Here is a 19,075-nt window from a genome sequence, read left to right as displayed (position 1 = left end):
CTTAGCGAGGGCTAAGAAGTCGATTGAATCGGACATACTAGTTACAGTGAAATCAGAATAAGTCCAATTAGATCACACCTTTAATCCGATTGGTATAAAATACATTATTTACAATGGACGCCCTTTAAAGCAGTGAATGATGTGTTGGGCATAGTGGGTCTTGGTTTATTATTGCTGCTCAGCCTGTGCGGTGCTGGCTTATATGTGCGTCATCAATGGTATTTAACACCTGCAGATAAAGATTAAGCCCGCTAGCCGCTATATTGAAGGCGCGCGCAAGATAAGTGAGTGCGGCGTTTGTGCTTCTATTAAAACTAGCACCCGATACAAGGATGTATTCCATGGCGACATCAAGTTTTACTTTATTGTGGGAACAGTTTCAGGAAAGTTTACAAGATACCAGTAATGCCTTGGGCATGAGCGGTTTGAACTGGCAAGCGCTGGTGGTGGCAGGTGTTGGGCAACTGTTGGTATCGCTGATGATACTGCTGCTGTTTGGTGTATTTTACTGGTTGCTGGCCAACTTGCTTAAGTTAGTGCTGGGCCGCACCCGCTACGGCGAAAAACCCTTTATTGCCGGCAAAAGGGTGTTGCGTTATTTAATCGGCTTGGCGGTGATCATTGCGATATTGGCGCAATATAATGCCACCGACGCCGTGCTAAAAGGCGCGGCTCGCGCTGGGTTAATGGCGTTGGCCTTTTACGTGCTGTGGCTATTGTTATCGCGGGGGCTAACTTCCAACTTATCGCGTCATCACATTGACTCGTCGCTTGAGCAATTGTGTAAAAATACGCTTTCTGTGGCCTTGATTGCCATGGGCACCATCACAGTATTGGCGCAGTTTGGTTTTGATGTGCTGTCGATTGTGGCGGGCTTAGGCATAGTGGGCATCGCCGTGGGTTTTGCGGCGCAGTCGACCCTGGCTAACTTTATCGCCGGCATTACCTTACTCATTGAGCGGCCGTTTCGCATTGGCGATTGGGTGCAAATTCATGGTGAAGAGGGCAAGGTGATCCGCATTGCTTTTCGCACTACTTGGCTGCGCACCCGCGACAATGTGTTTACCATGATCCCCAATGAAAGAGTGGCCACCTCAGACATCGTTAATTTCAGTGTCGAAGGGCCCACGCGAATTCGTATTCCCTTAGGCATTGCCTATAAGGAATCGGTTGCCCATGCCAGAGAGGTGATCATGCCCGTGCTGTCGGCCCATCCTATGGTGATCACCAATGAACAAATGCAGCCGCGGTTACAGTTACGCGAGCTGGCTGATTCCTCCTTAAACCTCAGTGCTCAGGTATGGGTACACGCGAAAGATATAGAAGTAAAAGGTCGTATTTCTTGCGAGTTATTAGAAACCATCAAGCAGGCGTTGGATGACGCCAATATTGAGATGCCATTTCCGCATTTGCAGTTATTTATTGATGAGGCGAAAGGATTGGAGCCTTGGCTAAATTCAGAGTTTAAGCAAGCTGCGGCTAAGCCGGATGCAGAGCATTAAGGGTAAAGTAGCGGAACTAAAGTACCAATACAGGACGCAGTGCTAAGCACTGCGCTCGTTTCACTGTTTTGCCGGCATACAGTGTTGTTTGGTCTGCATATAGTGCTGTAGGCGTTCTTGTTGCTCAGTAGTGAGTACTAAGCCCAACTTAGAACGTCGCCATAAAATATCGTCTGCGGTATAGGCCCATTCCACATCCATTAAGTAATCCACTTCCTGTTGGCTTAAGCCCCCACCAAAATCTGTGCCCAGTGCCGCCAGCTCATTGCAACCATGTAAAAAATGATGGCAAAGAGTGCCGTAGCTGCGCACGAAGCGCGACACCATGGCCTCGGTTAGCCAAGGGTATTGGCTCGCAAGTGCCACACTCAACGCCTGATGATTGCTAAAGTGGCCGCCGGGCAAGGTGGCGTTTTTGGTCCAAGCCGGTTTGCTGTTGGGGAAGAAGGGGCTAATAGCATCGGTGGCCGCCTCGGCTAACAAGCGATAGGTGGTCAACTTGCCGCCAAACACAGAAAGCAGCGGTGCTTCACCATCTGGCGCATCTAAACTGAAAGTGTAATCTCGAGTGGTATTTTGGGCTTGGCCTTGCTGCTGACCTGATCTGGCCGGCTGCCTGGCCTGGTTAGGATGTGATTCGTTATCCAGTAGCGGGCGCACGCCGGCGTAACTCCACACCACGTCTTTAGCGCTGATTTTATGTTTAAAGTGTTCGTTCACCACTTGGCATAAGTAATCAATTTCGGCCCCATCTATTTTTACCAGACTCGGATCGCCTTCATAATCTACATCCGTGGTGCCAATTAAAGAGAAGTGCTGCTCATACGGAATAACAAACACGATCCGCTGATCGCTGTTTTGTAAAATATAGGCTTCGGGCTCGTCGTGGATGCGCGGCACTATAATGTGGCTGCCTTTGACTAAGCGCAGCTGTTTAGGCGCGGGCAGGGCAATCACCTCATCAAAAAGCGAGCTGGCCCACGGGCCGGCGGCATTGATCAGCGCGCGGCTGCGATAGTGCTCAATAGTACCTGTGTCGCTATCTTGTAGCGTGACTTGCCAAAAACCTTGCTGGCGCTCGGCCTTAATGCAGCGAGTGCGCGGTTTGATCTCGGCGCCATGCTGCTTGGCTGCCATAGCGCATAACACCACCAGCCGTGCATCATCCACCCAGCCGTCTGAATATTCAAAGCCGCGCGTGATGTCATTCACCAAGGGACCCCCAGCATTAAAACGTATGCTGTTAGATCCGGGCAGACGCTCACGCTTGGCCAAGTTATCGTATAAAAACAGGCCAATGCGCAGCATCCAGCCCGGGCGTAGGTGTGGCTGGTGGGGGAGGCGAAAGCGCAGTGGCCACATGATGTGCGGCGCGTTATTAAGCAATAACTCGCGTTCGGCAAGCGCCTTTTTGACTAAGCAAAATTCATACTGCTCTAAGTAGCGCAAACCGCCGTGAATCAGCTTGCTGCTGCTCGATGAGGTGGCCGAGGCCAAATCATGGCTTTCGCATAACATGACTCTCAAGCCTCGGCCTGCTGCATCCATGGCGATGCCGACGCCATTTACGCCGCCACCAATAACGATCACATCGACAGTTTTTCCTGTTGCTGGCATATCTTTCCTTGTGTATGGCATTACGCTTTTTTTGCTTGGCGCTTAGGATTTAATCTACCCAATGTTGGGAGCGGCTGACGGCCTTTTGCCACCCTTGATAAAACGCGTCTGTGTCCGTCTTCTCCATGGTGGGCGTAAAGCGTTTGTCTATGGCGAGCGTATGCGCTAATTGCTCGGTATCTTGCCAGACGCCGACCGCCAGGCCTGCTAAAAACGCCGCGCCTAGGGCTGTGGTTTCCAGTATTTTTGGCCTAATTACCTCGATATGGCTGATATCTGCCTGAAACTGCATTAATACTTTATTCGCACAGGCGCCGCCGTCGACTTTAAGCTCGCGCAAGGTGACTCCCGCATCTTGTTGCATGGCATCTAATACGTCGCGACTTTGGTAGGCGATGGCTTCTAATGCGGCGCGAATAATGTGATTACGATTTGCGCCTCGGCTTAAACCCATCAAGGTGCCGCGGGCATAGGGATCCCAATAAGGTGCGCCGAGTCCGGTAAAGGCCGGCACTAAATACACGCCGTTGGTGTGCTCGACCTTAGCGGCAAAATAGGCGGTGTCTTCGGCCGAGCGAATTAAGCCTAACTCATCGCGCAGCCACTGAATAATGGCGCCGCCCATAAATACCGAGCCTTCCAGCGCATAATTGACCTCGCCCTTGGCACCAATAGCCAAAGTGGTCAGCAAGCCAAACTGGGAATTAACCTTCTTTAAGCCGGTATTCATTAACAAGAAACAGCCGGTGCCGTAGGTGTTTTTGGCCATGCCAGGCTGCACGCATAACTGGCCAAACAAAGCGGCTTGTTGGTCACCGGCCACGCCGGCAATGGCCACCTTACCGCCTACGCTGCCGCCTAATTGCACATAGCCATACAGATCGCTCGAGGGTTTGACCTCGGGCAACAGAGACCGCGGAATATCGAGAGCATTAAGCAAAGTCTCATCCCACACCAGCGTATTAATATTAAACAGCATAGTGCGCGAGGCATTGGTGTAGTCGGTGGCGTGCACGCGACCCTCGGTGAGCTTCCAGATAAGCCAAGTATCTATGGTGCCAAACAACAGCTCGCCACGCTCGGCTTGCTCACGTGCGCCCTCCACATTATCCAGCAACCATTTTATTTTGGTGGCGGAAAAATAGGCGTCAATCACCAAGCCGGTATTGTCTTTTACATATTCACTTAAGCCCTGTGCGATTAATTGCTCGCAGAGCTCGGCGGTGCGCCGACACTGCCAGACGATGGCGTTATGAATAGGGCGGCCGGTGCGCTTGTTCCACACCACAGTCGTTTCACGTTGATTCGTGATGCCGATAGCGGCAATTTGGGACGGACTTATGCCCGTTTTCGCCAGCACCTCGGTTAAGGTGGCGCGCTGAGTTGCCCAAATCTCCATGGCGTCGTGCTCGACCCAACCGGGTTTTGGATAAATTTGGCTAAACTCCCGCTGGGCGCTGCCTTGTATTTGGGCCTGTTCATCAAAAATAATGGCACGGGAGGAAGTAGTGCCCTGATCCAGAGCCATCACATAACGAGATTGCGTCGACATAGCTGCTCCTGTTGAGCGTTCATAACGGGTGTTAATAACACTAGGCTAATAACTTTGTGTTAATAACACTGCGCTAATAACCTGGCACCCAAGACCGACAACGGGGCGGCAGAGAGGGGCGATAGGGCGTGCTGCTGCCGCCACCGCTTAAGGCGCCAGTTTTATCTTTAATCCAGCTCTGTAGCTCAGAACCACAGCCGGTGCCCGCCGGTACCGGCGCTTGTGGCACACAATCTCGGTCGCCTTTCGGGCAGGATAAACGCACATGAAAGTGGCCGGAATGACCATACCAGGGTCGTAATCTGTTTAGCCAAGGCGCATCGCCGTAGGTCTGGCACATGGCTTGCTTAATTAATGGATGTACAAAGATGCGGTTCACGCGGGCATCTTGCGCCGCCAAGGCGATTAATTGGCGTTGTTGATCTTGAAAGTGCCGGTTCAATATATAGAGCTTATGATCGACCATATCAATTTCGGGCACTTGCTCCAGTCGGCTAGAGCTCGCGGGCATGGGCGGCGTGCGCAGCCAAATATCGGCATCTAAGCCGCTTTGATGGCTGCGATGCCCTGAGGCAAAAGGACCACCGCGTTGCATGGCCATGTCTGCCACTAGCATGGGGGGAAGCTTGGCGCGCTGTACTTTTTTACCCAGCGTCTGTAAATAATCAACCAATACCGGCTGGCCATAAAAGCGCGCGCGACTGGCGCGGATCACATGAAACCCCGAGCCGGTGCCCGGCAACGCTTGGCTATTAAACTGACAACCGGCCGCGTACCCACCCACCGCATCGGCGTTGGCCACTTGCGGCAATAATCCGGCGATGAATGCCAGCCATAAAGGGGCCTTCCATTTACTCATATTGTGCTCCTTGCCTTTAAATTTTTGATGTTCTGCAAATAGAAAATTGGCCTGTTAAATGTCTGTGCGTGGAGAGCCATGACTCAGGGAGAATACCACGCTCAGCTACACCGTTATGATTAGCTGACTGTACAATAAAATAGGAAGTTAGGCTTTGTATTGTCAGCTTTTTTGTCGGTTGACGAGAAAACCGAGCTGCCTTGATCTAGACAAATGAGTCGTACTTAGCCTGAGTATTAATAGAAGCTGCGGTCGTGATTTATGGCGGCGTGTTTTTTTGCTAGGGTAGGGCACTTTTTGCCAGATGGAAGATGTTATGTCAGTGCAGCGCTTACCCTTAGATCAGGTATTAGCACAGCCGTTAAGCTTTGTGTTAGCCCCGCCTGTGGTGCGATTTTATTTAACTCATACCTTGGCATTATTGGCGAGTCTGGCGGTGGTGGTGTGGGCTTTGTTCGATGGTCAAATGTTTGATGGCCAAGTGTTGGGTGTGCAAGCGTTAGATGGTCAAGCCGGTTTTGGCTTAATCCACTGGGTCGCCGTAATTTTTGGTGGCACTTTATTATTGATCAGCCTGTGGCCGCCCAGCTGGAACCGCAAATTACTGATCAATCTGGCCTTCGATGAGCAGCAGTTGTATCTGGTCAATGGCCTTAGCCAGCAAGCGGTGGCTCTGCCGCGTGAACGCGTGCGTGCAGTCAATAAAGGCAAATTACCCGGTCACGACGGCGCCATCATTGCTTTTACGCTGGATCTGCACTTAAGCGACACCGAACTGGCGCAGGTAAAGGACACCTTGGATGCTCAGGTGGAAGAGCGTTTCAAGCTGGATGAAGACTGCTATCGGTTCGGTTTTGTCGGCAACTGGCAAAACCGGCGCCAGTTGTTGAAGGCTATCTCGGTGCTGGCACCGGCCATCATCATCCCCGCCGCCGTGGCGAACGAGGATGACGACTATGACGACTGGGATGACTGAGGCGCTTTATACCCGAAACGCGGCCACTACCTGACGCAGTTCCCGAGCCTGAGCGGCAATGTCGCTGCTGGCGCGGGAATTGTTACGCACGGCTTGGGCGGCATCTTCGGTGATATCACGGATCACCACCACATTTTGCCCCACTTCACTGGCCACGCTGCTTTGCTGTTCGATGGCGGTGGCGATTTGAGTGGCCATGTCCGAGATTTCGGTGACTTCCCGGGTGATGTCATTGAGCACGGTTTCGACCATTCCAGCCTGCTGGCTGCTTTCTCGGCCTTCTTCACTGCTGCTGTGGATCATCTTGACCATGTTGCTGGTGTTGGTTTGCAGCGACTTGATAATGGCTGAAATTTCCTGAGTGGCTTCCTGAGTGCGGCCGGCAAGGGCGCGCACTTCATCGGCCACCACCGCAAAGCCGCGGCCCTGCTCGCCGGCTCGGGCCGCTTCAATGGCGGCATTCAGCGCCAGCAGATTGGTCTGCTCGGCAATGCCATGAATGACCCCCAGCACGTTGCCTATGGTGTCGCTCTGGGTTGACAGGGCTTCCATGCTACCGACGGCGTTATCCAGGGTATCGGACAGACGACGAATGCGACCGATGGCACCTTGCACCTGCAGTTGTCCTTGTTGCGCGCCGTTGTGGGTAGAGTTGGCCTTGAGCGCGGTGTTTTCGGTGTTGTGGGCAATTTCTTCGATGGTGGACACCATCTCGGTGACGGCGGTGGCCACCATTTCGGTTTCCGCCTGCTGGCGTTCGATGTCGGCACTGGTGCGAGCGGCGTTTTCCGACAGAATTTCGGTGGTCTGGTTCATGGTTTCGACCGCTTCATTAACTTGGCGGATCACACGCTGAAAACCGGCAAGCATGGTGTTGAGTGCCCGAGCCATGTCGGTGAGTTCGTCGTTACCTTGTTCTTCGACCCGCAGGCTGAGATCGTGACTCTCGTGAATTTGCTGCACGCCTTGTTGAATTCGGCTGATCGGGATGAAAATTGAACGGGCAATCAGCAGCGCGATGACCGAGGTCAGCAGCAGCATGGTGACAAACATCACCATGGCGAGGGTGCTGGCCCGATCGGCGTGCCTGTGAGTTAGCGCCTCGATCTCGCGCACGGTATTGTCCAGCAGGTCTTCGGTGCTTTGAATGGTTTTCCGCATCGTCAGTTGCAGGCCTTGGTCGCTGTCGAGGCCGAGTCGGCGGGCACCCTCGGCATAGCGATGAAAGCGATCCTGATAGGTGCTGGCCAGCGACAGTGTGTGTGTCGGCATAGCTGCGTCACGCAGCTGTTGCTGCAGGGTGGTAAAGAAGGTGTCGAATTTATCCAAATAACGGGGATCTTGGCGCAGGATAAAGTCTTTTTCGGCCCGGCGCAGCTGCAGCATGGTCACCAGTATGGCGTCGGCGTCATGTTGCGCCAGCGCCTGCTCGATGCCATGTACCGCGGCCCGCAGTTCACCGTTGAGGCCAGACTCATGATCCAGACCCATCAGCTGGTGCGCTTGCACCACCTGTTCGAAATTCTGACCGTATTGGTCGAAACGTTGGCGCAGGGTGTCGAGCGCCTGAGTGTCGAAATCGAATCCAGCCAGCAATTGTTCTAGCTCGTCCAATAGCTGCTGGTTCTGTGCCAATGTCTGCTGAAAGTCGGCGACATATTTCATGTTCTGTCGGCCGAGAAAATCCTTTTCTTCTCGGCGTAGGCTCAGCATGCCGGTTTCGAGCGACATGGCCAGCTCTGTGCCATGGTTCAGGGTTTTTATGGTACTGAGGGTCTTGGCGAACAATACGAAGAGGGCGCCGATGGCCAGTATGACCAGCAGGGTATTGAGCCCCAGTTTATGTTTAATTTTCATTGATGATCTCGGTGATTATCTTCGAACAGAGAAAAGATAAAACGACAGATTTTTGCCTGATCTTTAGATCACACAGCAATAGGTCGGCAGCATTTTGGTTGGTAACTGTCTAAATGAATCGGGTTTAGCGCAGGTAGGGGTTGTGCTGTCGCTCGTGGCCGAAGGTACTTTCTGGGCCGTGGCCGGGCACGAAGGTAATGTCATCGCCGAGTGGCAACAGGGTTTGCTTAATGGAGTGAATGAGATGGTCGTGATTCCCTTGTGGAAAATCACTGCGCCCCACACCGCCGTTAAAGATGACATCGCCCACAAAGGCCAAGCGCTGGGTCGGGTGCACAAATACGATATGACCAGGCGTATGGCCGGGGCAAAAATACACATCCATCACTTCTTCACCGACCTGCACCTGGTCACCGGCGGTTAGCCAACGTGTTGGCGTAAAAGCCGGCACTGGGCTTAAGCCAAACATTTTGGCTTGTTGGTCGAGGCCGTTTATCCAAAAGGCATCTTCAACACTGGGGCCTATCACAGGCACAGATTTAACGGCCAGCAGCTCACCGGTGGCACCTACATGATCGAGGTGACCGTGGGTCAATAAAATTGACTCCAGTGTGAGGCTGCGTTTGTCAATTTCGGCCAACAGTCGCGGTGTTTCACCACCTGGATCAATTAAGGCGGCTTTGTTGGTGGCAGAGCACCACACCAGACTGCAGTTTTGGGCAAAGGCCGTGACCGGCAGCGTGATGCGATTAAGCATGATGTAAATTCCTTTTAAATATCAAAATATAACAGAAAGGGCGTTTTGCCACTGTATACATGGAAGAAAGCCAAACACCTTAAAGCGGTTAACAATAATAGTGTTTTGGCTTTAGTCTTATAAATCCGATTGCAGCCCCATATATTTCAGTAGCCAATTATTTTACTTAACATAATCTTTGTGGTTGCGCACTGGCTTACACTGGCTGCTTAGCCAACCAGTGCGCGAGTTCGTCTTCATTGCCGCGTACTGCAATACGCTCTTCTTTACTGGCTTGATGGCGGGTATAGATAGGGTCGTAGTAACGATTTAACAGCTCGCTTATCCACTCTTGATGGCCGTCTGAGTCATAGCCTAACAGTTGCTGATTAATAGCATCCGTCATTTGTTGGGAGAGCTGGCGCCAATCGCGATCGCCTAAGCGTTTATATAAGCGCTTTAAGCTGTCTTGCAGATACTCACTTAAGCGTGAAATATCCCCGTTAAACCGCGTCAGCATAGTGTCGACATAATCGTGCTGAATTTGACGCACTCGTTGCTCAAAGGGTACTTCTAATAGCAAGACGGGCACCTGCTGCATGCGCGCATACAGCCGCTTGGGCAGTGGGCAGCGACCGATCATGGCACTTTCATCTTCTACTAGCCAAGACTCAACACCGGCACGGCGCTGCTTTAAGCGGGCAATCGCCAAACGGTTTTCAAAGTCGATGGGCTTAGGTTGGGGCTCGGCCCAATGGCCAAAGCTGGAGCCTCTGTGGTGAGCAAAACCTTCAAGATCCAGCGACAGCGGGCTGCGGTTGAGCCAGTCGGTTTTGCCGCTGCCGGTGAGGCCAGAGAGCACGAAGCCCGGTTGTTCAAAACCTTGCTCAAGCTCAGTGATCAAGCGCTGGCGCAGGGCTTTATAACCGCCGTCAACCCGAGTAACGGGGCGGCCAGCTTCAGCCAACCATTGCTGTACGGTTTGGCTACGCAAGCCCCCTCTAAAGCAATAAATGACGCCAGTAGGATGCAATGCCAGCCAATTTAGCCATGCCTGTAAGCGTTGCTCACGCAACTCACCGGCCACTAACGAATGGCCCAAGGCGATGGCGGCATCTTGGCCGCGGTTTTTAAAGCAGGTGCCCACTTGGGCGCGCTCGTCATCGCTCATTAATGGCAGGTTAGTGGCGAGCGGAAAGGCCCCTTCACTAAATTCAATCGGTGCGCGCAAGTCCAGCATGGGCACATCGCCCACCAAGAGCTGTTCGTAATCCTGTGTGAGTGGCAAGTTTAACGCTAATTCATGTGCGGATTTCAACTCACTCACCCAGCACCTCGATGCGGTGGGCTTTTGGCGCGGTCAGCTCGCCAATGGCGGTTAAGCACAAGTCGTGTTGCTCGGCCAGCTGTAAGAAGTCGTTTACCGCCGCTGGACTGACCGCCACCAAAAGTCCACCACTGGTTTGTGGGTCACATAAGATCTGCTGCTGGCGCGTGGTTAACGGCGCTAACTTATGGCCATAGGCTTCAAAGTTTCTATGAGTGCCACCGGGCACGGCACCGGCCGCTAAATAATGATCTAACTCGGGCAGCAGCGGGATCTTATCCATGTGTAACACAGCACTCACATCGGCACCGTCGCACACTTCACTCAAGTGGCCCATCAGGCCAAAACCGGTGACATCTGTCATGGCGTGCACGCCTTTGAGGCGGGCAAAGTCTTGGCCGGGTTTATTGAGTTGGCACATGACCTCTGCCGCCAGCGTGGCGTGTTCAGGCAATAACAGGCCTTTCTTTTGCGCGGTCGATAAGATGCCAATGCCGAGTGGCTTGGTCAAAAATAACAGGTCGCCAGCGCGGGCCGTGTCGTTGCGCTTCACCTGATCGAGCGGGATTTGGCCGGTCACCGCCAAACCAAAAATTGGCTCAGGTGCATCTATGCTGTGACCGCCGGCCAGTGAAATACCCGCGTCCATACAAGCCTGACGGCCGCCATCGATCACCTGTTGGGCAATTTCTGGCGCCAGCACATTAATTGGCCAGCCTAAAATAGCGATGGCCACAATCGGCGTGCCGCCCATGGCGTACACATCGCTGATGGCGTTGGTGGCGGCAATGCGGCCAAAGGTAAAGGGGTCGTCGACGATTGGCATAAAGAAGTCGGTGGTAGAAATAATGCCCATGCCATTACCAATATCGACCACGGCCGCGTCGTCTCGGCTGTCGTTGCCCACGATTAAGCGCGGGTCATTAAAGCGCGGCAGCTGGCTGTGTAAGATAGTGTCGAGTACGGTGGGCGAGATTTTGCAGCCGCAGCCGGCGCCGTGGCTGTATTGAGTGAGGCGAATGGGTTCCACTTGGGCTTCCTTGGGTTCACTGACAGAAAGCGGTAATACTACTCCTAACAGGGGTGGCTGTGAATAAAGAAGGCAGGGATTGTGAAGGTAAGCAGGGTGGGCGGGGAGAATAGGGGAGTGATAAGCGCGTTATCTTGCCCAAACAAAAAGGCGCAAGAGGGTTACCTCTTACGCCTCTATCTTCAGGGGGCAGGTCTCACGGCGATGGGCTTACCAAGCGCGAACGACGAGGCCTTTCAGGTAATGCCCTTCTGGATACGCGGTGCCAATCGGGTGATCGGCGGCTTGATTTAAGCGCTCGAGGATTTGCGCATCACGACCGGCATCGAGTGCGGCATCGGCGACGATTTTTTGGAACAAATCTTGAGTCATTAAACCTGAGCAAGAGAAAGTCAGTAATACGCCGCCAGCATTCAATAACTGAAAGGCCAGCATATTAATGTCTTTATAACCGCGGCAGGCGCCATTGAGCTGGGCTTTGCTTTCGGCAAACTTTGGCGGATCCAGCACTATCACGTCGAAACGTTGGCCTTGTTCGCGATAAGCACGCAGCAACTTAAACACATCGGCTTGTTCACATTTAACGCGGCTTAAGTCCAGCTTGTTGAGGGCCACGTTTTGCTCGGCCAAGGCCAAGGCCGACTCAGACATATCGACGTTAACCACCTCAGTCGCGCCGCCTTTTAGCGCATACACGCCAAAGGTGCCGGTGTAGCTAAAGCAGTTTAATACCCGCTTATCTTGGCAATAACGGGCGGCAAGACGGCGGTTATCGCGCTGATCCAGATAAAAACCGGTTTTATGGCCGTTTTCGACGTCGACCAAGATCTTAACGCCGTTATTTTCCTCGATAACGATTGGCTGCTCGGGCAGGGTGCCAGACAGCACACCTTTACGCTCGGCTAGGCCTTCTTTCTTACGCACTGCCACATCGGAGCGCTCATAAATACAGGCACTGGGATACAAGGTATTCAGCGCCGCGACTATGGCTTTACGCCAGCGCTCGGCTCCCGTGCTCAGCAGCTGACACACCACCACATTGGCATACACATCTATGGTCACGCCGGGCAGGCCGTCGGACTCGGCGGCGCATAACCGATAACCGGTCAAGCCTTGCTCATCAATCAGTGGCTGGCGGCTGTCTTTGGCGCGGCTTAAACGGCGCAAGAAGAAAGCGTCGTCTATTACTTCGTTTTTATCGAAGCTCCACACGCGGGCGCGAATTTGCGACTGCGGCGAGTAAAAGCCCCGGGCGAGCCATTCGCCTTTTTGACTGACAATGTCCACCGTATCACCGGCGTTGGGTTGGCCGAGCACCTTGTCTACGGCACGAGAAAACACCCAAGGGTGACGACGTTGTAGGGACTTTTCTCGTCCGGCGATCAGAGTAACTGTGATGGTCATGGGCATGCTATTTAAAAGAAGCGGGCGGTGATTTTAAAGGGTTGCGCCCACAAGCACAAACCAGCCGCGAAAATAAATATTGGAGCGGTGCAATATCGCTAATTTTTTCCTCACACCTCACACCTCACACCTAAAATATTGACATGCGAATTTTCATATATATGATAAATCACATGTTAATGACTGAGGTTATTATGTCGCCCTTGGTATTTTTTAAGAGTTTGGCCGACGATACGCGCTTAAAATCTTTGCTGCTGATTTTTCAGTATCAAGAGCTGTGCGTCTGCGACTTGCAGCAAGCACTGGAGCTTAGCCAGCCTAAAGTCTCTCGACACTTATCCGAGCTAAGAAAGTGTGATTTATTAATGGACGAGCGTCGTGGCCGCTGGGTGTATTACCGGTTGCATCCGCAATTACCCGCTTGGGCGGGCGCTGTCTTGCAGCAAACAGCGGCGCACCATCAAGACTACTTGCATGACTGCCAGCAACGGCTTGTTAAAGTCTCGCCCTTATGTGAAAGCTAATCTAGGAAACTGTAATGAAACCAGAGCTGAGGAAACCCATGAAAATCTTGTATATCTGTACCCATAATCGCTGTCGCAGCATATTGTCAGAAGCCGTGACTCAGCACCTTGGCCAAGGCTTATTGGAGGCCAGAAGTGCCGGCAGTCAGCCCGTGGGCGCCGTGCATCCTTTGTCGTTGACTTATTTGGCCGAGGCGGGCATTGAGACTAACCATTTGCGCAGCCAGTCATGGGATGAATTTGCGGATTTTGCACCGGATGTGGTGATCACTGTGTGCGACAGTGCTGCCGCAGAAACGTGCCCTGTGTGGTTTGGTAACACCACAGTCCTGCACTGGGGCTTGGCCGATCCGTCTAAATTAACCGGTACCGACGAAGAACTGGCGGACGCCTTTCGCCACACCATTGGCTTGATCAGTGACAGAGTCGCGTCTTTATTAACCGTGGCCCGCCAAGAGCGCTCTCAGTGGCCTGCCGCGCTGTCCGTATTAGCCACACAGCCTTCAGGAATCAATCCATGAGCCTAGCCGACACTTGTTTGCCCGACACTTTATTGCCCGATATTAGCTTGCCCAATATTGATGAACAGCATTTCCAGTTGCCCAATTTCAGTCACACGGCGGATGCTCATAAGCCGCGGATCTTGTTGCTGTACGGCTCTTTACGCCAACGCTCCTTTAGCCGCTTAGTGATCGAAGAGTGTGCGCGTTTACTGCTGTTTATGGGAGCGGACGTGCGCATTTATGATCCCACCGGCTTGCCGCTGGCCGATGGCGATGATGCTGAGCATCCCAAAGTACAAGAGTTGCGCGAGCTCGTGAATTGGTCTGAGGGGCAAGTGTGGTGTTCGCCGGAGCGCCATGGCGCCATGACGGGCGTGATGAAAACTCAAATTGATTGGATACCGCTTAGCCTAGGTGCAGTCCGCCCCAGCCAAGGTAAAACCTTGGCGGTAATGCAGGTGTGTGGGGGCTCTCAGTCATTTAATGCGGTGAATCAGCTGCGTATTTTAGGGCGTTGGATGCGCATGATCACCATTCCTAATCAGTCTTCGGTAGCTAAGGCATTTATGGAGTTTGATGATAATAACCGCATGAAACCCTCGCCTTATTACAATCGCATCGTGGATGTGATGGAAGAGCTGATGAAGTTCACGCTACTCACCCGCGATAACAGTGCCTATTTGACGGATCGTTATTCAGAGCGCGTAGAAACCGCAGCGCAATTGATGCAAAGAGTGAATCAAAGCGCTTTGTAACTGTAGGCTTAATTAAAATTTAATAAGCAGAAATAATATGGGTATTTTTGAACGTTTTCTCTCGCTTTGGGTGGCGTTAAGTATAGGAGCTGGCTTGGTGTTAGGCCAAGTGATGCCAGAGTTGTTTGCTGAGCTGGCGACTTGGCAAGTTGCCCAAGTGAACTTAGTGGTGGCTGTGCTGATCTGGTTGATGATCACGCCCATGATGATCCAAATCGACTTTACGGCCGTGAAAAATGTCGGCAAAAAGCCCAAGGGCTTAGTGTTGACCTTGGTGATTAATTGGTTGATCAAGCCCTTTACCATGGCCTTGCTGGCCTGGTTATTCTTTAGAGTGATCTTTGCGCCTTGGGTTGAACCCGGCATGGCCGGTGAATACATAGCCGGCATGATCTTGCTGGGTGTGGCGCCTTGTACCGCCATGGTGTTTGTGTGGAGCCAGCTGACGCGCGGTGACCCTAACTACACGCTGGTGCAAGTGTCGGTGAACAATCTGGTGATGGTGTTTGCGTTCGCGCCCTTGGCCGCCTTGCTGTTAGGCATTAATGCCATTGGCGTGCCGTGGCAGACCTTGCTCTTGTCCGTGGGTTTATATGTGGTGTTGCCGCTGGTGGCAGGCATAGCGATACGACTACTGTGGCAAAAAGTGCAGGCGAAGCAGCCTGAGCCACAACCGCTCAGTGTGCTAGTGGCACGCTGTAAACCTTGGTCGATACTGGGTTTGTTGACCACGGTAGTGCTGTTATTCGGCCTGCAAGCGCCGACCATAGTGGCGAAACCTTTGGTGATTGGCCTGATCGCCATTCCCTTATTGCTGCAAACCTATGGCATTTTCGCCTTGGGGTATTGGCTGGCGCTAAAACTCAAGCTCAGTCATAACATAGCCGCACCAGCCTGCATGATAGGCACCTCTAACTTCTTTGAGTTAGCGGTAGCGGTCGCCATCGGCTTATTTGGCCTGCAATCAGGTGCTGCACTGGCTACGGTAGTGGGCGTATTAGTGGAAGTGCCGGTTATGCTGTCGCTAGTGTGGTTTGCAAACCGTACAAGGCCTTGGTTTGAGACGAGCGCCAGTGAAGGGTAAAAGGTAAAGAGGACGAGATAATACTAAATCTTTTTTTTTGCAACTGAATCCACGGAGAAATAGAAATTAAATCTGAAGAGATATTTATTGGTAAATATTAAGAGAGATCAGTACTGTCATTAGTTTTTAAGTTGAGCGCAAGCCAAATAAAAACACCGAGCATCTGCTCGGTGTTTTTATATTCACGCTTCACGCCTTGCGTAATTTCGCATCCAGCTCTTCGATGTTGGCTTTCCAGATGGCGGGGCCAACTACGTGGGCGTTATTGCCCTCGCTGTCGACCGCCACGGTCACCGGCATGTCTTCCACGTCAAACTCATAGATGGCTTCCATGCCTAAGTCCGCAAAGGCCACCACGCGAGCGTGCTTCACGGCTTTTGCCACTAAGTAAGCGGCACCGCCCACCGCCATTAGGTACACGGCTTTATGCTGCTTGATGGATTCTACGGTGGCGGGGCCGCGCTCGGCTTTACCGACCATGCCGATTAAACCGGTGGCTTCGAGCATCAGATCGGTAAATTTATCCATGCGCGTCGCGGTCGTCGGCCCGGCAGGGCCCACGGCTTCATCACCAATGGCGTCTACTGGGCCCACGTAGTAAATAAAGCGGCCTTTAAAGTCCACGGGCAGTGGCTCGCCTTTGTGCAGCATTTCTTGAATACGCTTGTGTGCGGCGTCGCGACCGGTTAATAGCTTGCCCGATAAAAGCACGGTTTCGCCCATCTTCCAGTCCGCAATATCGGCTTTGGTCAGCGTATCTAGATTTACGCGGCGCGCCTTGTCGCCCACTTCCCAGGTCACTTGGGGCCAATCTTCTAATTTAGGTGGCGTCAGCACGGCGGGGCCTGTGCCATCGAGCGTAAAGTGCACGTGGCGAGTAGCGGCGCAGTTGGGGATCATCACTACCGGCTTTGAGGCCGCGTGTGTGGGAGCGGACATAATTTTAATGTCCACCACTGTGGTGAGGCCGCCTAAGCCTTGGGCACCGATACCCAGCTTATTGGCGCGCTCAAAGATGTCTAAGCGCAGCTTTTCTTCGGTTGTTACGGCGCCGCGCTCGATAAGCTCATGAATGTCCACCGGATCCATTAATGCCTCTTTGGCCATTACTGCGGCTTTTTCGGCGGTGCCGCCAATGCCAATGCCCAGCATGCCAGGCGGGCACCAGCCGGCACCCATAGTGGGCAGGGTTTTGAGCACCCACTCGGCCACGTCGTCCGACGGATTGAGCATGGCCATTTTGGCCTTGTTCTCAGAGCCACCGCCTTTGGCGGCAATGGCTACTTCAACTTGATTGCCTTGCACCAACTCGACGTGCACTACAGACGGCGTGTTGTCTTTGGTGTTAAGACGGGTACCGGCCGGATCTGCCACAATTGAGGCGCGCAGCGGGTTATCGGGGTTGAGGTAGGCACGGCGCACCCCTTCATCGACCATTTCTTGCACCGTTAAGTCGCTGTCCCACTGCACTTGCATGCCAATTTTTACGAAGCAGGTCACTATGCCGGTGTCTTGGCATAAGGGTCTGTGGCCAATGGCTGCCATGCGGGAGTTAATCAAAATTTGCGCGATGGCGTCTTTGGCAGCGGTGCTTTGTTCTTTTAAATAGGCTTTTTCTAACGCTTGTACGAAGTCCAGCGGATGGTAATAAGAGATGTATTGCAGCGCATCGGCAACTGAATCGATTAAGTCCTGCTTTTTGATAATACTCATGGCTTCCTCTTACGGTTCGGCGTTAGCTTAAGACTGGGGCAGGTTAATGGCGTTATATTTCGAAAACTGACTTTATTATTCGAAAAATAGGCGGACGCACCCAGATTAGGCTCTGTATTGTTATATTGGCGCTATGATACGCTTCACCGCCCTAAGCTGGCCAGCCTGAGCGCCAGAATTGATGTCAAAACTGTCGAGTGGATTACATAATGGGACTGTCCTTGCAGATCCACAGCCAAGCGTTTAGCGGTGCTGTGCATGATTTTTTTTCGCCAATTGCCCATTTACCTTGGGCTATGTTGTTGGAGTCGGGCGCGCCCTTAGGCACGGATAGCCGTTTTCATATTATTAGCGCCGAGCCCTTGGCCACCTTAATTACCCAAGCTGAAGAGACAGTGATTGAGCACCAAGGGCAGCGTTACCGCTCAACTGAGTCGCCGTTTGCCTTGTTAAAGCATTGGCAAGATACGCTGATAGGCGAGGTGGCCCTCCCTCATGAGTTTGCGCATCTGCCGTTTTGTGGCGGGGCGCTGGGTCTTTTTAGTTATGACTTAGGGCGGCGTTTAGAACGTATTCCCAGTCTTGCCATCAATGAGCTGGCCACACCTGACATGGCGGTGGCCTTGGTGGATTGGGCTTGGGTTATCGATCTCGAACAACAGCAGGCGCACCTATTGGTGTTAGGCGATGAGGCCGCCTTAAACGCGCGGCTGGCGTGGTGGCAAGCTCTGCACGCCAGGGCTTTAGTGCCACAGTTGCCGTTTAAACTGACCAGCCGCTGGCAAGCCAGCCAAACCCAAGCTGAATATGCCGCCAGCTTTAATCAGGTGCAAGATTACTTGCGGGCCGGTGACTGCTATCAAATTAATTTAACGCTGCGCTTTAACGCAGGCTTTAGCGGCGACAGCTGGCAGGCCTATCGTCAGCTCAGTGCCCAGAACAAGGCGCCGTTTTCTGCTTTTCTGCAATTACCCAGCAGCACTATTTTAAGCCTATCGCCGGAGCGCTTTATTGCCCTCGATGGCAGACGCGTCGAAACCAAACCCATTAAAGGCACGCGCCCGCGTGGTGCCAATGCAGAGCTCGACTTGCAACTGGCCGCTGAGCTGAGTGTGGCGCCTAAAGATCGCGCCGAAAATTTGATGATAGTGGATTTATTACGCAACGATATCGGCCGCGTCTGCGTGCCGGGCTCGGTCAAGGTGCCCTCAATCTTTGCCATCGAATCCTTTCCGGCGGTGCATCATTTAGTGTCCACCATTACCGGCGAGCTTAATCCTGAACTCTCAGGTGGCGATTTATTGGCGGCCACCTTTCCGGGCGGCTCCATTACCGGCGCGCCTAAGGTGCGGGCCATGGCCATAATCGAAGAGCTGGAAACCCATCGTCGTCACGCCTATTGCGGCAGCATTGGCTATATCAGTGCCCACGGGCGCATGGACACCAGCATTACCATACGCACCCTAGTAGCAGAGCTGGATCAGCTTTATTGCTGGGCTGGCGGCGGTATCGTCGCCGACTCAGAAGTGGACGCCGAGTATCAAGAGTTATTTGATAAGCTGGGTAAAATCTTACCGCTTTTGGCTGAGTTGTAACAGCCCTTCGGGCAGCTGACAGCGGTAAGCTTTAAGCTGTC

Annotated in this window: 16 protein-coding genes; 7 read left to right on the top strand and 9 right to left on the bottom strand. The window is 52.8% G+C overall.

Annotated elements, in window-relative coordinates:
• The first annotated feature begins 341 nt into the window (after positions 1–341).
• On the top strand, positions 342–1,502 hold the full coding sequence (locus ACEN2G_RS10015; RefSeq protein WP_442021351.1) for a mechanosensitive ion channel family protein: 1,161 nt from the start codon (positions 342–344) through the stop codon (positions 1,500–1,502).
• A 60-nt stretch (positions 1,503–1,562) separates the two neighbouring features.
• Here the strand turns inward: ACEN2G_RS10015 and glpD are convergent, their stop codons facing one another.
• The 3 genes from glpD to mepA all read right to left on the bottom strand — a co-directional run bounded on the left by glpD (position 1,563) and on the right by mepA (position 5,530).
• Complete coding sequence (glpD, locus tag ACEN2G_RS10010) at positions 1,563–3,119, bottom strand: glycerol-3-phosphate dehydrogenase (RefSeq protein ID WP_442021350.1); 1,557 nt, start codon at positions 3,117–3,119, stop codon at positions 1,563–1,565.
• Between the two features lie 49 nt (positions 3,120–3,168).
• Positions 3,169–4,671, bottom strand: a complete 1,503-nt coding sequence (glpK, locus tag ACEN2G_RS10005) for a glycerol kinase GlpK (RefSeq protein WP_442021349.1) — start codon at positions 4,669–4,671, stop codon at positions 3,169–3,171.
• 73 nt (positions 4,672–4,744) lie between these two features.
• The gene (gene mepA / locus ACEN2G_RS10000) at positions 4,745–5,530 is read right to left on the bottom strand and encodes a penicillin-insensitive murein endopeptidase (protein ID WP_442021348.1); all 786 of its coding nucleotides are present in this window, start codon (positions 5,528–5,530) and stop codon (positions 4,745–4,747) included.
• A 316-nt stretch (positions 5,531–5,846) separates the two neighbouring features.
• Between mepA and ACEN2G_RS09995 the strand changes: the two genes are divergently transcribed.
• Entirely contained in the window at positions 5,847–6,506 is a 660-nt protein-coding gene (locus ACEN2G_RS09995; protein WP_442021347.1) for a hypothetical protein, read from the top strand.
• A 6-nt stretch (positions 6,507–6,512) separates the two neighbouring features.
• Here the strand turns inward: ACEN2G_RS09995 and ACEN2G_RS09990 are convergent, their stop codons facing one another.
• The 5 genes from ACEN2G_RS09990 to ACEN2G_RS09970 form a co-directional block, all read right to left on the bottom strand.
• Entirely contained in the window at positions 6,513–8,363 is a 1,851-nt protein-coding gene (locus ACEN2G_RS09990; RefSeq protein ID WP_442021346.1) for a methyl-accepting chemotaxis protein, read from the bottom strand.
• Between the two features lie 124 nt (positions 8,364–8,487).
• Positions 8,488–9,120, bottom strand: coding sequence for an MBL fold metallo-hydrolase (locus tag ACEN2G_RS09985; protein ID WP_442021345.1), 633 nt, complete (start codon positions 9,118–9,120; stop codon positions 8,488–8,490).
• Positions 9,121–9,316: 196 nt separating this feature from the next.
• Entirely contained in the window at positions 9,317–10,417 is a 1,101-nt protein-coding gene (gene mnmH / locus ACEN2G_RS09980) for a tRNA 2-selenouridine(34) synthase MnmH (protein WP_442021344.1), read from the bottom strand.
• Between the two features lies 1 nt (position 10,418).
• Positions 10,419–11,456 carry a selenide, water dikinase SelD gene (gene selD, locus ACEN2G_RS09975; RefSeq protein WP_442021343.1) on the bottom strand — a complete coding sequence of 346 codons (1,038 nt, stop codon included), beginning with the start codon at positions 11,454–11,456 and terminating at the stop codon, positions 10,419–10,421.
• 210 nt (positions 11,457–11,666) lie between these two features.
• Positions 11,667–12,860 carry a class I SAM-dependent rRNA methyltransferase gene (locus ACEN2G_RS09970; protein ID WP_442021342.1) on the bottom strand — a complete coding sequence of 398 codons (1,194 nt, stop codon included), beginning with the start codon at positions 12,858–12,860 and terminating at the stop codon, positions 11,667–11,669.
• Positions 12,861–13,033: 173 nt separating this feature from the next.
• On the opposite strand from ACEN2G_RS09970, the gene ACEN2G_RS09965 reads away from it, so the two are divergent.
• Genes ACEN2G_RS09965 through arsB form a run of 4 tightly spaced genes read left to right on the top strand, consistent with a single transcriptional unit; the run spans position 13,034 to position 15,726 of the window.
• Positions 13,034–13,384, top strand: coding sequence for a metalloregulator ArsR/SmtB family transcription factor (locus tag ACEN2G_RS09965; RefSeq protein ID WP_442021341.1), 351 nt, complete (start codon positions 13,034–13,036; stop codon positions 13,382–13,384).
• A gap of 38 nt (positions 13,385–13,422) precedes the next feature.
• Positions 13,423–13,905, top strand: coding sequence for an arsenate reductase ArsC (locus ACEN2G_RS09960; RefSeq protein ID WP_442021340.1), 483 nt, complete (start codon positions 13,423–13,425; stop codon positions 13,903–13,905).
• Positions 13,902–14,642, top strand: coding sequence for an arsenical resistance protein ArsH (gene arsH, locus ACEN2G_RS09955; protein ID WP_442021339.1), 741 nt, complete (start codon positions 13,902–13,904; stop codon positions 14,640–14,642). Before ACEN2G_RS09960 ends, arsH begins: the two co-directional genes overlap by 4 nt.
• Before the next feature lie 37 nt (positions 14,643–14,679).
• Complete coding sequence (gene arsB, locus ACEN2G_RS09950) at positions 14,680–15,726, top strand: ACR3 family arsenite efflux transporter (protein ID WP_442021338.1); 1,047 nt, start codon at positions 14,680–14,682, stop codon at positions 15,724–15,726.
• Between the two features lie 189 nt (positions 15,727–15,915).
• On the opposite strand, the gene ACEN2G_RS09945 is transcribed toward arsB, so the two are convergent.
• Positions 15,916–17,439: a fumarate hydratase gene (locus tag ACEN2G_RS09945; RefSeq protein WP_442021337.1), complete on the bottom strand. Its 1,524-nt coding sequence runs from the start codon at positions 17,437–17,439 to the stop codon at positions 15,916–15,918.
• A gap of 209 nt (positions 17,440–17,648) precedes the next feature.
• Between ACEN2G_RS09945 and pabB the strand changes: the two genes are divergently transcribed.
• Entirely contained in the window at positions 17,649–19,034 is a 1,386-nt protein-coding gene (gene pabB / locus ACEN2G_RS09940; RefSeq protein WP_442021336.1) for an aminodeoxychorismate synthase component I, read from the top strand.
• Positions 19,035–19,075: the final 41 nt, after the last annotated feature.

Source organism: Oceanisphaera sp. W20_SRM_FM3 (genome assembly GCF_052119705.1).
In the GTDB taxonomy this organism is placed as follows: Bacteria; Pseudomonadota; Gammaproteobacteria; order Enterobacterales; family Aeromonadaceae; genus Oceanimonas.
Note: the sequence above shows the minus strand (reverse complement) of the source record. Positions and strands in the feature narration are given on the sequence as shown.

What these genes read in the sequence shown, in the direction of transcription:
- ACEN2G_RS10015 (WP_442021351.1), top strand. Translation starts at nt 342, where the DNA reads ATGGCGACATCAAGTTTTACTTTATTGTGGGAACAGTTTCAGGAAAGT.
- glpD (WP_442021350.1), bottom strand. Translation starts at nt 3,119, where the DNA reads ATGCCAGCAACAGGAAAAACTGTCGATGTGATCGTTATTGGTGGCGGC.
- glpK (WP_442021349.1), bottom strand. Translation starts at nt 4,671, where the DNA reads ATGTCGACGCAATCTCGTTATGTGATGGCTCTGGATCAGGGCACTACT.
- mepA (WP_442021348.1), bottom strand. Translation starts at nt 5,530, where the DNA reads ATGAGTAAATGGAAGGCCCCTTTATGGCTGGCATTCATCGCCGGATTA.
- ACEN2G_RS09995 (WP_442021347.1), top strand. Translation starts at nt 5,847, where the DNA reads ATGTCAGTGCAGCGCTTACCCTTAGATCAGGTATTAGCACAGCCGTTA.
- ACEN2G_RS09990 (WP_442021346.1), bottom strand. Translation starts at nt 8,363, where the DNA reads ATGAAAATTAAACATAAACTGGGGCTCAATACCCTGCTGGTCATACTG.
- ACEN2G_RS09985 (WP_442021345.1), bottom strand. Translation starts at nt 9,120, where the DNA reads ATGCTTAATCGCATCACGCTGCCGGTCACGGCCTTTGCCCAAAACTGC.
- ACEN2G_RS09970 (WP_442021342.1), bottom strand. Translation starts at nt 12,860, where the DNA reads ATGACCATCACAGTTACTCTGATCGCCGGACGAGAAAAGTCCCTACAA.
- ACEN2G_RS09965 (WP_442021341.1), top strand. Translation starts at nt 13,034, where the DNA reads ATGTTAATGACTGAGGTTATTATGTCGCCCTTGGTATTTTTTAAGAGT.
- ACEN2G_RS09960 (WP_442021340.1), top strand. Translation starts at nt 13,423, where the DNA reads ATGAAAATCTTGTATATCTGTACCCATAATCGCTGTCGCAGCATATTG.
- arsH (WP_442021339.1), top strand. Translation starts at nt 13,902, where the DNA reads ATGAGCCTAGCCGACACTTGTTTGCCCGACACTTTATTGCCCGATATT.
- arsB (WP_442021338.1), top strand. Translation starts at nt 14,680, where the DNA reads ATGGGTATTTTTGAACGTTTTCTCTCGCTTTGGGTGGCGTTAAGTATA.
- ACEN2G_RS09945 (WP_442021337.1), bottom strand. Translation starts at nt 17,439, where the DNA reads ATGAGTATTATCAAAAAGCAGGACTTAATCGATTCAGTTGCCGATGCG.
- pabB (WP_442021336.1), top strand. Translation starts at nt 17,649, where the DNA reads ATGGGACTGTCCTTGCAGATCCACAGCCAAGCGTTTAGCGGTGCTGTG.